The following is a 13,523-nucleotide window of genomic DNA, read 5'->3' as shown; positions in this document are numbered from 1 at the left end:
TAATAGATTGGCATAGTAGACAAAATAGTTGCTGAACCGTCAAAAACTATGCCAAGTGGACAAAACAGTTGCTAATGTTTATTTTCTTTAAAATATTAGCAACTCTTTTTATTTAAAAAATCCTGTATAAACAACATCTTACGCTTTTTCGTTAATCCGTTATGATTATTTAATTTTCGTTTAAGTTCACTAAATAATCCCTCTAAACGATTTGTCGTCTTTTTTATATTTAATTCAGAACATTTCTCGTAGGTAAAAATATAATCCATATAACGCTTTAAACTGGCATAAGCACTTCTTACATTGCGATGTTTATAAGGGAAATAGCCTTTTTCATTCGCTTTATCACTCCGTTCTTTTAAAAACGTTTGGTGTTTTATAAACCAAGAATGTAATCGCCGATAAAATTCATTTTTTGAGCTACTCGTGAGTGTTTTTACAATTGTTTTTAATTCTTTACCCGCTTGCGATTGATGTTTTTTTCTTAATTTTCTCATTACAATTGCTACCATATGAAATTGACACATTTGTACCGGCGTATTAAATAAATCTTTCATTAAACCACGCCTACCATCACAGGTAATTGATTGAATTATATAGCCTTTTTCTCTTAATCTATTCAGGGCAAGTTTATAGTAAATATCTTTTTCGGCTCGCACAAAATAATGAGAAATGACGTTATTTGAATTTGAATCCATCAACACTAATACACCAAAATAACGACCGAAGAATGTCGTATCCATGATGATGTTCAAGTATCGATTTAAAGGTGGTTTTAAAGGTGTTTTAGGGGCTTAAAGCCTTGTACTATAAGGCTTTAAGCCACTTTTTAGCAACTATTTTGTCTATTACACCTTTTTGTACATTAGGGTATATAGGCTAAAAGTCGGTAGTAACTCTTAATTCATTTTCACCTATATACTTTTCATTATGCCTTTTTCAAAAACTCAGATTTGAGTAACAATTTTCCGCAATCTACATTGTGGTCGCCAGCCACTAAGCGAATACCTTTGTATTTCGTTCCTTTCTTTAACACTTCTAAAGAACCTTTGAGTTTTAAATCTTTGATTAAGATAACATCATCGCCATCAGCAAGTAAATTTCCGTTGCTATCTTTGACAATTAATTGATCTTCATCGATCTCAACTTCATTACCTGTCCATTCATTACCACAATCAGGGCAAACAAATTGAATTGAATCATGATATGTATTTTCGCCTTTGCAAGCAGGGCAAATTGGGTAGTCCATAAATATCCTCGAGTATTTAAAAATGGCTATTCTACTACAAGCGGTGAGATTTGAGGGATTTTTTGCAAATTAAAAGGGGCATTTTAATTTGCCCCTAACCTTATCAAGATAAACCTATTGTAATGCGGAAATATATTTCAACATGACGCCAGCCGCAATCGCTGACCCAATGACGCCAGCGACATTTGGCCCCATGGCGTGCATTAATAGGAAGTTTTGTTTATCAGCCTCAAGTCCAAGTTTATTGGATACACGGGCTGCCATTGGTACAGCAGATACGCCTGCCGAACCAATCAAAGGGTTGATTGGTGTCTTACTGAAGCGATTCATGATTTTCGCCATAATCACACCGCTTGCAGTGCCGATACCAAAGGCAATAATGCCAAGAGCTAAAATGCCTAATGTCTGTGGTTGTAGGAATTTATCGGCAACTAATTTAGAGCCAACGGATAATCCAAGGAAGATGGTAACCATATTAATCAGAGAATTCTGGGCAACATCACTTAAACGTTCTACTACACCACTAACACGCATCAGGTTTCCAAAGCAGAACATTCCTAATAATGGAGCTGCATCTGGTAATAACAAGGCGACTAAAACCAATAACACAATTGGGAACAACACTTTCTCTCTGGTACTAACATTGCGCATTTGTACCATTTTGATTTTACGCTCTTGTTCGGTCGTCAACGCACGCATAATTGGCGGTTGAATTAGCGGCACCAGAGCCATGTAAGAATAGGCTGCAACAGCGATTGCACCTAATAATTCAGGCGCTAGCTTACTCGCAAGGTAAATGGCGGTTGGTCCATCCGCACCACCGATAATACCGATCGCTGCGGCTTGTGGCAGAGTAAAATCAATAATGCCAAGCCAGTTTAAACCCACAGCCCCCAGTACCGTCGCAAAAATTCCAAATTGGGCAGCAGCACCAAGTAGCAATGTTTTTGGGTTAGCAAGTAAAGGTCCAAAATCAGTCATTGCACCGACCCCCATAAAGATCACCAGTGGTGCAACACCCGAGCCGATTGCCACTTGATAGAATTGGGCTAATACACCAGATGTGTAGCCAAAATCTCCCGCAAGAACTTCAAGTTCATGACGAACCGACGGCAAGGCTAAACCTAATGCTTCCTTAATGGCGCTTGGATCAACTTGGCTACCTAATTTTTCCGCGACCATCGAAAGTTGCTGTGTTGTGCCGTGATGAAGCAAGTTATCAAGAGCCGTCATGGCTAAACCCGCTTCGGGAATATTCGAGAGCAAGCCCCCGAACCCGATAGGTAACAGCAACAGCGGTTCAAATTGTCGGGCGATAGCGAGCCACAGCAACAAGAGACTAATGGCAATCATAATGGCTTGCCCTAGCTCAAGGTGCATGATTCCCATACCTTGAATTAATGCTGACAAACTTTCCATATTTCCCCCTAGGCGATTTGCATCAGCGCATCGCCTACGCCGACGACATCACCTGCTTTCACTTTAATACCTTGTACTGTTCCGGCTTTTGCTGCGCAGATTTGGGTTTCCATTTTCATCGCTTCAAGGATGAGTAATACATCACCTTCTGCGACTTGCTGTCCTTCATTTACTACAACTTTAATGATATTTCCTGCCATTGGTGCATTGACTGGCTCGCCGTTACCACAAGCGGTTGGTTGTGGCGCAGAATTTGCAACTGAGGCAACAGGTTGAGCTGGTGCAGGGGAGGCTACCGGAGCTATATTGCTGATATCGCCACCTTCACTGACTTTCACCACAAAAGCTTTGCCTTCTAATTCAACGGTGTAAACTGCAGAACCGGTCGCTTGTGTTGCCGGTTTTTCTGCTTTTGGTGTCGCTGGTTTAGCACTTTCTTTCGTTGGAACTGGTTCAAAAGCATCTGGATTGCCACGATTTTCTAAGAATTTCCAACCGACTTGTTGGAAGAGCGCAACAATCAACACATCATCAATACTGTTTTCGGCTAATTTAATACCTTTTTCTTTGGCTTGAGCGGTAATTTCAGCCGTTAATTTTTCGACTTCAGGCGCAAGGTGATCGGCTGGGCGATCGGTAATCGGCGCTTTGCCTTCCAACACTCGGGCTTGTAATTCGGCATTGACCGGTGCAGGTGTGCGTCCGTATTCACCTTTTAAGATGCCCGCTGTTTCTTTCGCAATATTTTTATAGCGTTCACCCATAAGTACGTTAATCACCGCTTGTGTACCGACAATTTGTGATGTTGGGGTGACTAGCGGGATATAGCCGAGATCTTTACGGACTTCAGGGATCTCTTTTAACACCAAGTCTAATTTATCGGACGCATTTTGCTGTTTTAACTGGCTTTCAAGGTTGGTGAGCATTCCCCCTGGTACTTGAGCAACTAAAATACGGCTATCTACACCTTTTAATTGCCCTTCAAACGCATGGTATTTTTTACGAACTTCACGGAAATAAGAGGAAATTTTTTCTAATTGTGGAATATCTAAACCCGTATCGTAAGGGGTGCTTTGTAAGGTTGCTACTAACGCTTCGGTTGCAGGGTGTCCGTAAGTGCCACTCATGGATGAAATAGACGTATCTACACCGTCCACGCCTGCTTCAATCGCTTTGAGTAATGCCATTTCTGCCATGCCTGTGGTGGAGTGGCAGTGTAGATGTAATTCCACATCATAACGGGATTTAATTTCTTTGACCAAATCATAGGCTGCCATTGGGGTGAGGATTCCCGACATATCTTTAATCACTAATGAATCAATGCCGATTTCAAGTAACTGCTCGGTGACATCTAACCAAGTTTGTGTCGTATGAACAGGGCTGGTGGTATAACTTAACGTTCCTTGTGCATGTCCGCCGTATTTTCGTACCGCTTGTAGTGCACATTTCATATTGCGTGGGTCGTTCATTGCATCAAACACACGGAAAACACTCATGCCGTTTGCCACGGAGCGATCGACAAAGCGTTCAACCACATCATCGGCATAATGGCGATAACCTAATAAATTTTGACCACGCAGTAGCATTTGTAATGGCGTTTTTGGCATCGCTTTTTTCAATTCACGTAAACGCACCCACGGATCTTCCCCTAAAAAACGAATACAAGCATCAAACGTTGCTCCCCCCCATGCTTCCAATGACCAATATCCAATTTCATCGAGTTCTTTTGCGATCGGTAACATATCGTCTAAACGTAAACGTGTCGCAAACAATGATTGATGCGCATCTCTTAATACCACATCAGTAATAGCAATTTTTTTCGGTTGAATAGTCATTTGATAATCCTCTTATTTAAGTCCTTGAGTACGGCGGTGGTGTGCAATAGCTGCCACAATAACGGGGCGTAAGCGTTCTAAATCATTAGAGATGGCAGGTTGCGATGGTGGTTGAGATGGCTCAACTATCTTGATCGGTTCAGGAAAATAACGATTTATAAGATGTGACATCAGCTGAATAGCGAGAATAAGCAGGAATAGAAACAGCATCACAAATCCCATTCCGACAAACATCAGATTCAGTCCTTCCGTGATAAGTTCAGTTTCAGTCATAGATTGCCCTCTGAAAAGAAGAAGAGTAAATAATGTAAATCAATTTATCGGAGATTTCTATAACTTAAATCAAAATAGTAAAGAGAATTATTTATCAAGTAGATGAAAGTCGAAGTGCATGATTAGGCAGTGAAATATCTGCCTAATCATATTATCGAAGGTGATATAAAATTAGTTAATCTTCTGATCAAAAGAGTATATTTTCAGAGCTCGAGCTGCAGCATCTCTTATTTGCTTACAAGGGTAAGTATCTGCAAATTTGCGATGTGCTTGACTATCATTCTGTGGAATGGCTTGATATAAATCTACACATTCATTAAATGATTTTTTAATGGCTTCATAATCTTTAAGAAGATTTTGTACCATCTCATCTGATAATTGTTTATATCTCTCTTTAACTTTATAGTCAAAGAGATGGCGAATATGCTCTAATGGCTCATATTCGTGGCGAGCGATGTCCAACTCTTGAAGAGACATTTTCCCAATTTCCTCATCGGCTTTTTTAGCTAGTGCTCTTGCGGTTATTTCACATACTGAGAATGATCTTGTTAAATGGACTTCTCGACACTCTTCTCGCTGTTTTAAAATTAAATCATCAAGAGACATCTTCATCAGTTCTGCTTGCCCCTCTTCGGATTTCTGTTTTTGTAATGCATAAAGTGCAGTACATTCTGGGGTTCTGCCAGTATTACTAATATTAATTGTGCATTGATGTTTAAGGAATTTATCGGTAAATGCTCTCCAATCTAAACCAGCGAATTCAGCATCCACTTGTTTTTTGGCTTCTTCCACTGCAATTCGACGCTTTTCTTCCTCTTCTTCACGTTTGCGTTTAGCTTCTGCAATACGATTCTCTTTAATAGCTTGAGCTGCAGATTGGCATTCTAAGTCTGCTTTTAGTTTTTCGAGTTTTTCTTTATCTTTTGATTGACGAGCTTGCTGTACTTCCGCATTACACTCTTTGAGTTTTTCCTCTGCTTCAGGAATATTTTTAAGATAGTACTCTTTATCATTATCTGAACATGCTGCTAAAGCAAGTGCAGCAATGCATACCGAGAGTAAATGTTTTTTCATAATTGATACCTTTATGATCAGTTATTATAAAGCGGTGAGATCTTGCAAATATTTTACAAAATCTTACCGCTTGTAGAAAAATAGAGTAATTGATAGAAGATATTCTATCGGTGCCTATTACGCCTGTTATATCATCCTTTGTCAATAGCTTATTTGATAATCACTAATCGTCTATCATTTATAACAAGCGGTCAGATTTTATGAATTTTTTGCAAAATAGTTTTTATTGATCTGTTCGTACTCGCCAATAAGTCGCAAAACGAGGTTTGCCATTTTCAGTTAAACCACGATATTTATAAGTGATAAGGCTACCGATAGCAGGAGGGTTCTCTCGTTCTTTATCGGAAAATCCCGAACCGATGCGAAAACGCCCACGATGATTTTCACAGGTTACCGCCCCCAGTTTATCGGCATATTTTCCTTTGCCTTTATGATGAGCAATCACGGTGCATTCTTCATCTAGTACGGTTTTCAGCTTTAAAATTTGTGCCGAACGCCCTTGAATGTAAGGTGAATTCGGATTTCGCACCACGACACCTTCACCGCCGAGCTGTTGAATCTGCTCAAAAAATTGATTGAGGTGCGTTGTATCCTTGATAGGAATCTGTTCAATAATTTCAATATAAGGTGTGGGATGTGTAGTAAGGTAATCTTGCAGAACCTTCAATCGCTCAAATAAATTCCCTTCAGCATTCGGCACGTCAAAAACGTGTAATTTTAACTTATACCAACCTTTCGGCGAGGCGGAACGCACTGTTGCCGAAATCTCTTCAAACTTTCCTCGCTCGCTGAACAACTCCCCGTCAATCGCAAAGGGCGGAAAGCCTTGAATAAAATAATCGGGTGGCAAAAACGGATAACCTTGACGGCTGATTAACTGTTTGCCATCCCAAAATCCACGTACACCATCCAGTTTTTCACTCATCACCCAACCGGTGACATCCTGATCTTTATATTGTTCTAACAACATTAAATTGACGGGCTGTGCAGATAACGTTGGAATGATAAAAAATAAAAGAAATCGCCACATATCTTTCTCCTCAATGAAAAATATGTAGCGACTATACGAAAAGTAAATTTAAAAATCTGATCAGCGATCGAATTTTTCGATCTACGTCGAAAAAATTGCAAAAAATTTGGGTTATCTGACCGCTTGTATTAACGCCGAAATCCCTTCTTCAAAGACTTCTTTTTCTGCCATATCAATAATCTGATCATGGGAATAACGTTTTGCGTTATAAACCACGACAATACTTGTATCGCCGATTTGTAAGAAATTCTGTTCACCAAAATCTGTGTAGCGGGTTGCGCCGATACTAATAATAGCTTTGGTTGGATAATTTGCCAAAGCGAGCAAATCAGAAATGTTGCTCATTGGGTCTTGATCGGGTTGATTATTCATTCGGTCGATGATCCAATCTAATAGTTTTTGGTGAAAATAACTGTAACCAACCGTTGGGCTGTCGATGCCGTATTCGGTTAATTTACCGTTCCGTTTGTGGAAACAGGCGATATGATATTGATCCAGGTTTCCGCCTTGTTCGAATTTATCTAACGCAATTTGTGTGGCGGAAATACCTTTGGAATTATCTCCCCAATTCTTCTTTTCACAGATTTTGCGGGCATTCGGGCGACGAATTGAACAGTCATTGTAAGCTGCAAAGTGTGTTGGTTTTAACGCAACGACTTTGCTGTCTTGATATTCAATGTCACAAATTAGCGCGACTTCTGGTTCGATTTGCAGGTTGTCGGCATCTTTCGGGAAATTAATGGTGTCATGGGAGAGTGGATAATGAGCAAGAAAGCGGTCGGATTCGGCTAAATTTTTGCAAGGAACATAAAACGGGAAAATGGCTTTCGGTTGAATCGCTTCGGCGGTTTGAACTTTGACAAAGTCAGCGGCTTCGCCTGCTTGTTCCAAATGTCCGGCAAAGTTTCCTGCAACACCTAAACCGATGAATTTTTCTAGTTGCATGGGTTTCTCCTGTAGAAATGAGATGTAAAAATAAAGTGAACACGACTACTTTTAGAATTAAATTTTAACACAAAATAGCCATTCTGAATTAAAATTCAACAAGCGGTTACTTTTTTCAAATTTTTTGCAAAAAGTACTTGCGTTAGTTTGGGATTTCTCTATAATGCGCACCACACAACGACGCGCTGTTGTGAGTAGTTAAATTTGACAGTGCGTCGTTCTTTTTTGCTCTTTAACAATTTATCAGACAATCTGTGTGGGCACTTGTTGATTGACTTTATTTGAAAATATTATTTAATTTTGAAGTCTTGATAAGTGCTTAAACTAGAAATTCATTTTTACTTAAAAGTAATATGTAAACTTTAGCTAAGCAGTTTATTGAGCGATTAAACTTTTTGAATTGAAGAGTTTGATCATGGCTCAGATTGAACGCTGGCGGCAGGCTTAACACATGCAAGTCGAACGGTAGCAGGAGAAAGCTTGCTTTCTTGCTGACGAGTGGCGGACGGGTGAGTAATGCTTGGGAATCTGGCTTATGGAGGGGGATAACTACGGGAAACTGTAGCTAATACCGCGTAATGTCTAAGGACTAAAGGGTGGGACTTTCGGGCCACCTGCCATAAGATGAGCCCAAGTGGGATTAGGTAGTTGGTGGGGTAAAGGCCTACCAAGCCGACGATCTCTAGCTGGTCTGAGAGGATGACCAGCCACACTGGAACTGAGACACGGTCCAGACTCCTACGGGAGGCAGCAGTGGGGAATATTGCACAATGGGGGGAACCCTGATGCAGCCATGCCGCGTGAATGAAGAAGGCCTTCGGGTTGTAAAGTTCTTTCGGTGATGAGGAAGGTGTTTGTTTTAATAGAACAAGCAATTGACGTTAGTCACAGAAGAAGCACCGGCTAACTCCGTGCCAGCAGCCGCGGTAATACGGAGGGTGCGAGCGTTAATCGGAATGACTGGGCGTAAAGGGCACGCAGGCGGTGACTTAAGTGAGATGTGAAAGCCCCGAGCTTAACTTGGGAATTGCATTTCATACTGGGTCGCTAGAGTATTTTAGGGAGGGGTAGAATTCCACGTGTAGCGGTGAAATGCGTAGAGATGTGGAGGAATACCGAAGGCGAAGGCAGCCCCTTGGGAAAATACTGACGCTCATGTGCGAAAGCGTGGGGAGCAAACAGGATTAGATACCCTGGTAGTCCACGCTGTAAACGCTGTCGATTTGGGGATTGGGCTTTAAGCTTGGTGCCCGTAGCTAACGTGATAAATCGACCGCCTGGGGAGTACGGCCGCAAGGTTAAAACTCAAATGAATTGACGGGGGCCCGCACAAGCGGTGGAGCATGTGGTTTAATTCGATGCAACGCGAAGAACCTTACCTACTCTTGACATCCATAGAATTCTGCAGAGATGCGGAAGTGCCTTCGGGAACTATGAGACAGGTGCTGCATGGCTGTCGTCAGCTCGTGTTGTGAAATGTTGGGTTAAGTCCCGCAACGAGCGCAACCCTTATCCTTTGTTGCCAGCGATTCGGTCGGGAACTCAAAGGAGACTGCCAGTGATAAACTGGAGGAAGGTGGGGATGACGTCAAGTCATCATGGCCCTTACGAGTAGGGCTACACACGTGCTACAATGGTGCATACAGAGGGCTACGATACCGCGAGGTGGAGTGAATCTCAGAAAGTGCATCTAAGTCCGGATTGGAGTCTGCAACTCGACTCCATGAAGTCGGAATCGCTAGTAATCGCGAATCAGAATGTCGCGGTGAATACGTTCCCGGGCCTTGTACACACCGCCCGTCACACCATGGGAGTGGGTTGTACCAGAAGTAGATAGCTTAACCGAGAGGGGGGCGTTTACCACGGTATGATTCATGACTGGGGTGAAGTCGTAACAAGGTAACCGTAGGGGAACCTGCGGTTGGATCACCTCCTTACCTAGATGAAGCGATTTGCAAGTGTTCACACAGATTGTTTGGTAATTGTAGACAGTGAAGAGAATATGTTATAATGGCAAAGTGGAAAGCATCTTTAAATGTTGTCCCCATCGTCTAGAGGCCTAGGACATCGCCCTTTCACGGCGGTAACCGGGGTTCGAATCCCCGTGGGGACGCCATTTAAAGATGATTTTTTTGTCGAAAGATAAGTGATTATCGAATTGTTCTTTAAAAATTTGGAAACAAGCTGAAAAACTGAGAGATTTTCGAAAGAAAGTCTGAGTAGTAAGAAAATCTTGACTGAACAAAAGCAGTCAAGTGTTTAGTAGTTAATATCGACTTCGAATAAAAATGTTTGAGGTTGTATGGTTAAGTGACTAAGCGTACACGGTGGATGCCTAGGCAATCAGAGGCGAAGAAGGACGTGCTAATCTGCGAAAAGCTTGGATGAGTCGATAAGAGGCGTTTAATCCAAGATGTCCGAATGGGGAAACCCAGTAGATGAAGAATCTACTATCACTTGTTGAATACATAGGCAAGTGAGGCAAACCGGGAGAACTGAAACATCTAAGTACCCCGAGGAAAAGAAATCAACCGAGATTTTGTAAGTAGCGGCGAGCGAAAGCGAAAGAGCCAGTTAGTGATAGCAGTTTAACTTAGAGGAATGAGCTGGGAAGCTCAATCGTAGAGGGTGATAATCCCGTACTTAAAAAGTAAATTGTGGTACTAGGCTAACAACAAGTAGGGCGGGACACGAGAAATCCTGTTTGAAGATGGGGGGACCATCCTCCAAGGCTAAATACTCCTGATTGACCGATAGTGAACCAGTACTGTGAAGGAAAGGCGAAAAGAACCCCAGTGAGGGGAGTGAAATAGAACCTGAAACCGTGTACGTACAAGCAGTGGGAGCCCTTTTGGGGTGACTGCGTACCTTTTGTATAATGGGTCAGCGACTTATATTTTGTAGCGAGGTTAACTGAATAAGGGAGCCGAAGGGAAACCGAGTCTTAACTGGGCGGATAGTTGCAAGGTATAGACCCGAAACCCGGTGATCTAGCCATGGGCAGGTTGAAGGTTGGGTAACACTAACTGGAGGACCGAACCGACTAATGTTGAAAAATTAGCGGATGACTTGTGGCTGGGGGTGAAAGGCCAATCAAACCGGGAGATAGCTGGTTCTCCCCGAAATCTATTTAGGTAGAGCCTTGAGCGGACACCTTCGGGGGTAGAGCACTGTTTCGGCTAGGGGTCCATCCCGGATTACCAACCCGATGCAAACTGCGAATACCGAAGAGTGATACTCAGGAGACACACGGTGGGTGCTAACGTCCATCGTGGAGAGGGAAACAACCCAGACCGCCAGCTAAGGTCCCAAAGTCTATATTAAGTGGGAAACGAAGTGGGAAGGCTTAGACAGCTAGGATGTTGGCTTAGAAGCAGCCATCATTTAAAGAAAGCGTAATAGCTCACTAGTCGAGTCGGCCTGCGCGGAAGATGTAACGGGGCTAAAATATAGCACCGAAGCTGCGGCATCAGTAGAAATACTGTTGGGTAGGGGAGCGTTGTGTAAGCGGATGAAGATGGATTGAGAAGTCTGTTGGACGTATCACAAGTGCGAATGCTGACATAAGTAACGATAAAACGAGTGAAAAACTCGTTCGCCGGAAGACCAAGGGTTCCTGTCCAACGTTAATCGGGGCAGGGTGAGTCGGCCCCTAAGGCGAGGCTGAAAAGCGTAGTCGATGGGAAACGGGTTAATATTCCCGTACTTGTCTTCATTGCGATGTGGGGACGGAGAAGGTTAGGTTAGCAGACTGTTGGATGTCTGTTTAAGTTGGTAGGTGGGGAGCTTAGGCAAATCCGGGCTCCTACTAACACTGAGAGATGATGACGAGTCTCTACGGAGATGAAGTAACTGATACCACGCTTCCAGGAAAAGCCACTAAGCTTCAGATGAAGATAAACCGTACTGAAAACCGACACAGGTGGTCAGGTAGAGAATACTCAGGCGCTTGAGAGAACTCGGGTGAAGGAACTAGGCAAAATAGCACCGTAACTTCGGGAGAAGGTGCGCTGGCGTAGGTTGTAGGGATTTACTCCCGAAGGCTGAACCAGTCGAAGATACCAGCTGGCTGCAACTGTTTATTAAAAACACAGCACTCTGCAAACACGAAAGTGGACGTATAGGGTGTGATGCCTGCCCGGTGCTGGAAGGTTAATTGATGGTGTTATCGAAAGAGAAGCTCCTGATCGAAGCCCCAGTAAACGGCGGCCGTAACTATAACGGTCCTAAGGTAGCGAAATTCCTTGTCGGGTAAGTTCCGACCTGCACGAATGGCATAATGATGGCCAGGCTGTCTCCACCCGAGACTCAGTGAAATTGAAATCGCCGTGAAGATGCGGTGTACCCGCGGCTAGACGGAAAGACCCCGTGAACCTTTACTATAGCTTGACACTGAACATTGAATTTTGATGTGTAGGATAGGTGGGAGCCTTTGAAGCAGTCACGCCAGTGATTGTGGAGGCGTCCTTGAAATACCACCCTTTAACGTTTGATGTTCTAACGAAGATTGCGGAACGCGGTCTCGGACAGTGTCTGGTGGGTAGTTTGACTGGGGCGGTCTCCTCCCAAAGAGTAACGGAGGAGCACGAAGGTTTGCTAATCACGGTCGGACATCGTGAGGTTAGTGCAATGGTATAAGCAAGCTTAACTGCGAGACAGACAAGTCGAGCAGGTGCGAAAGCAGGTCATAGTGATCCGGTGGTTCTGAATGGAAGGGCCATCGCTCAACGGATAAAAGGTACTCCGGGGATAACAGGCTGATACCGCCCAAGAGTTCATATCGACGGCGGTGTTTGGCACCTCGATGTCGGCTCATCACATCCTGGGGCTGAAGTAGGTCCCAAGGGTATGGCTGTTCGCCATTTAAAGTGGTACGCGAGCTGGGTTTAGAACGTCGTGAGACAGTTCGGTCCCTATCTGCCGTGGGCGTTGGATGATTGAGAGGGGCTGCTCCTAGTACGAGAGGACCGGAGTGGACGCATCACTGGTGTTCCAGTTGTCTCGCCAGAGGCATTGCTGGGTAGCTACATGCGGAAGAGATAAGTGCTGAAAGCATCTAAGCACGAAACTTGCCTCAAGATGAGTCATCCCAGTCTATAAGACTGTAAGGGTTGTTGGAGACTACGACGTAGATAGGCACGGTGTGTAAGTGTAGTGATACATTGAGCTAACGTGTACTAATTGCCCGAGAGGCTTAACTATACAACCTCAAGCGTTTTTGAAGAAGAAGCGCAAGAGAGTTGAAAGCTGAATAAAAGCAACAAACTAACTAAACAAAATAAAGACACTCAGAGCAGCTTGTTTCGAAATGAAAGAACAGACAATAAGATAGAGAAAGTCATCAAAGATTTTCCTGATGGCCATAGTGCTGTGGTCCCACCTGATTCCATCCCGAACTCAGAAGTGAAACGCAGTAACGCCGATGGTAGTGTGGGGTTTCCCCATGTGAGAGTAGGGCACCATCAGGGTTTTATTAAGGTAAAGAAACCGCAAGTTAGAGATAGCTTGCGGTTTTTTGCGTTTAGGGATAAACATCCCGCAAACAAGCGGTGAGATGGCGAGAGGAATTTGCAAAAGGATTTGCAAAAAAATGAGGGAATCTGACCGCTTGTCAGATGCATTGCATTTCCTTTTGTATTCATTTTATCCAGTTTCTTATGATAAGTTCTTTATCTATCTTTCCATTTATCCCTGTTCC

At 43.2% G+C, this 13,523-nt stretch carries 8 protein-coding genes, 1 tRNA gene and 3 rRNA genes; 4 read left to right on the top strand and 8 right to left on the bottom strand.

Annotated features, from left to right (window positions below; all coding sequences use genetic code 11):
* Positions 1 to 95: 95 nt before the first annotated feature.
* From EXH44_RS03530 to EXH44_RS03495, 8 genes are all read right to left on the bottom strand, one after another.
* Positions 96 to 743, bottom strand: a complete 648-nt coding sequence (locus EXH44_RS03530) for an IS256 family transposase, variant Zn-binding type (protein WP_162856298.1) — start codon at positions 741 to 743, stop codon at positions 96 to 98.
* Positions 744 to 928: 185 nt separating this feature from the next.
* Positions 929 to 1,249, bottom strand: coding sequence for a zinc ribbon domain-containing protein YjdM (locus tag EXH44_RS03525; protein WP_162856297.1), 321 nt, complete (start codon positions 1,247 to 1,249; stop codon positions 929 to 931).
* A gap of 114 nt (positions 1,250 to 1,363) precedes the next feature.
* Entirely contained in the window at positions 1,364 to 2,668 is a 1,305-nt protein-coding gene (locus tag EXH44_RS03520; RefSeq protein ID WP_162856296.1) for a sodium ion-translocating decarboxylase subunit beta, read from the bottom strand.
* Between the two features lie 8 nt (positions 2,669 to 2,676).
* Positions 2,677 to 4,503 carry a sodium-extruding oxaloacetate decarboxylase subunit alpha gene (gene oadA / locus EXH44_RS03515; protein WP_162856295.1) on the bottom strand — a complete coding sequence of 609 codons (1,827 nt, stop codon included), beginning with the start codon at positions 4,501 to 4,503 and terminating at the stop codon, positions 2,677 to 2,679.
* Positions 4,504 to 4,515: 12 nt separating this feature from the next.
* Positions 4,516 to 4,776 carry an oxaloacetate decarboxylase subunit gamma gene (locus EXH44_RS03510; protein WP_135674838.1) on the bottom strand — a complete coding sequence of 87 codons (261 nt, stop codon included), beginning with the start codon at positions 4,774 to 4,776 and terminating at the stop codon, positions 4,516 to 4,518.
* A 171-nt stretch (positions 4,777 to 4,947) separates the two neighbouring features.
* Positions 4,948 to 5,850 carry a hypothetical protein gene (locus EXH44_RS03505; protein ID WP_162856294.1) on the bottom strand — a complete coding sequence of 301 codons (903 nt, stop codon included), beginning with the start codon at positions 5,848 to 5,850 and terminating at the stop codon, positions 4,948 to 4,950.
* Positions 5,851 to 6,073: 223 nt separating this feature from the next.
* Complete coding sequence (locus EXH44_RS03500; RefSeq protein WP_162856293.1) at positions 6,074 to 6,880, bottom strand: DNA ligase; 807 nt, start codon at positions 6,878 to 6,880, stop codon at positions 6,074 to 6,076.
* A gap of 111 nt (positions 6,881 to 6,991) precedes the next feature.
* Positions 6,992 to 7,825 carry a DUF5718 family protein gene (locus tag EXH44_RS03495; protein WP_162856292.1) on the bottom strand — a complete coding sequence of 278 codons (834 nt, stop codon included), beginning with the start codon at positions 7,823 to 7,825 and terminating at the stop codon, positions 6,992 to 6,994.
* 397 nt (positions 7,826 to 8,222) lie between these two features.
* Between EXH44_RS03495 and EXH44_RS03490 the strand changes: the two genes are divergently transcribed.
* The 4 genes from EXH44_RS03490 (at position 8,223) to rrf (ending at position 13,293) form a co-directional block, all read left to right on the top strand.
* Positions 8,223 to 9,762 (top strand): 16S ribosomal RNA (locus EXH44_RS03490).
* Positions 9,763 to 9,865: 103 nt separating this feature from the next.
* A tRNA-Glu gene (locus tag EXH44_RS03485) sits at positions 9,866 to 9,941 on the top strand.
* 188 nt (positions 9,942 to 10,129) lie between these two features.
* A 23S ribosomal RNA gene (locus tag EXH44_RS03480) occupies positions 10,130 to 13,027 on the top strand.
* 150 nt (positions 13,028 to 13,177) lie between these two features.
* Positions 13,178 to 13,293: ribosomal RNA gene (gene rrf, locus EXH44_RS03475) — 5S ribosomal RNA — on the top strand.
* Together the 16S, 23S and 5S rRNA genes with 1 tRNA gene alongside form the textbook arrangement of a ribosomal RNA operon.
* The last annotated feature ends 230 nt before the right edge of the window (positions 13,294 to 13,523 follow it).

It is taken from the genome of Actinobacillus indolicus, assembly GCF_004519515.1.
Classification (GTDB): domain Bacteria; phylum Pseudomonadota; class Gammaproteobacteria; order Enterobacterales; family Pasteurellaceae; genus Glaesserella; species Glaesserella indolica_A.
The sequence above is the reverse complement of the archived record's forward strand: the minus strand, read 5'-3'. Positions and strand labels throughout refer to the sequence as shown.

Coding starts and splice junctions, on each gene's coding strand:
- EXH44_RS03495 (WP_162856292.1), bottom strand. CDS start 7,825: ATGCAACTAGAAAAATTCATCGGTTTAGGTGTTGCAGGAAACTTTGCC.
- EXH44_RS03525 (WP_162856297.1), bottom strand. CDS start 1,249: ATGGACTACCCAATTTGCCCTGCTTGCAAAGGCGAAAATACATATCAT.
- EXH44_RS03520 (WP_162856296.1), bottom strand. CDS start 2,668: ATGGAAAGTTTGTCAGCATTAATTCAAGGTATGGGAATCATGCACCTT.
- EXH44_RS03510 (WP_135674838.1), bottom strand. CDS start 4,776: ATGACTGAAACTGAACTTATCACGGAAGGACTGAATCTGATGTTTGTC.
- EXH44_RS03505 (WP_162856294.1), bottom strand. CDS start 5,850: ATGAAAAAACATTTACTCTCGGTATGCATTGCTGCACTTGCTTTAGCA.
- EXH44_RS03500 (WP_162856293.1), bottom strand. CDS start 6,880: ATGTGGCGATTTCTTTTATTTTTTATCATTCCAACGTTATCTGCACAG.
- oadA (WP_162856295.1), bottom strand. CDS start 4,503: ATGACTATTCAACCGAAAAAAATTGCTATTACTGATGTGGTATTAAGA.
- EXH44_RS03530 (WP_162856298.1), bottom strand. CDS start 743: ATGGATACGACATTCTTCGGTCGTTATTTTGGTGTATTAGTGTTGATG.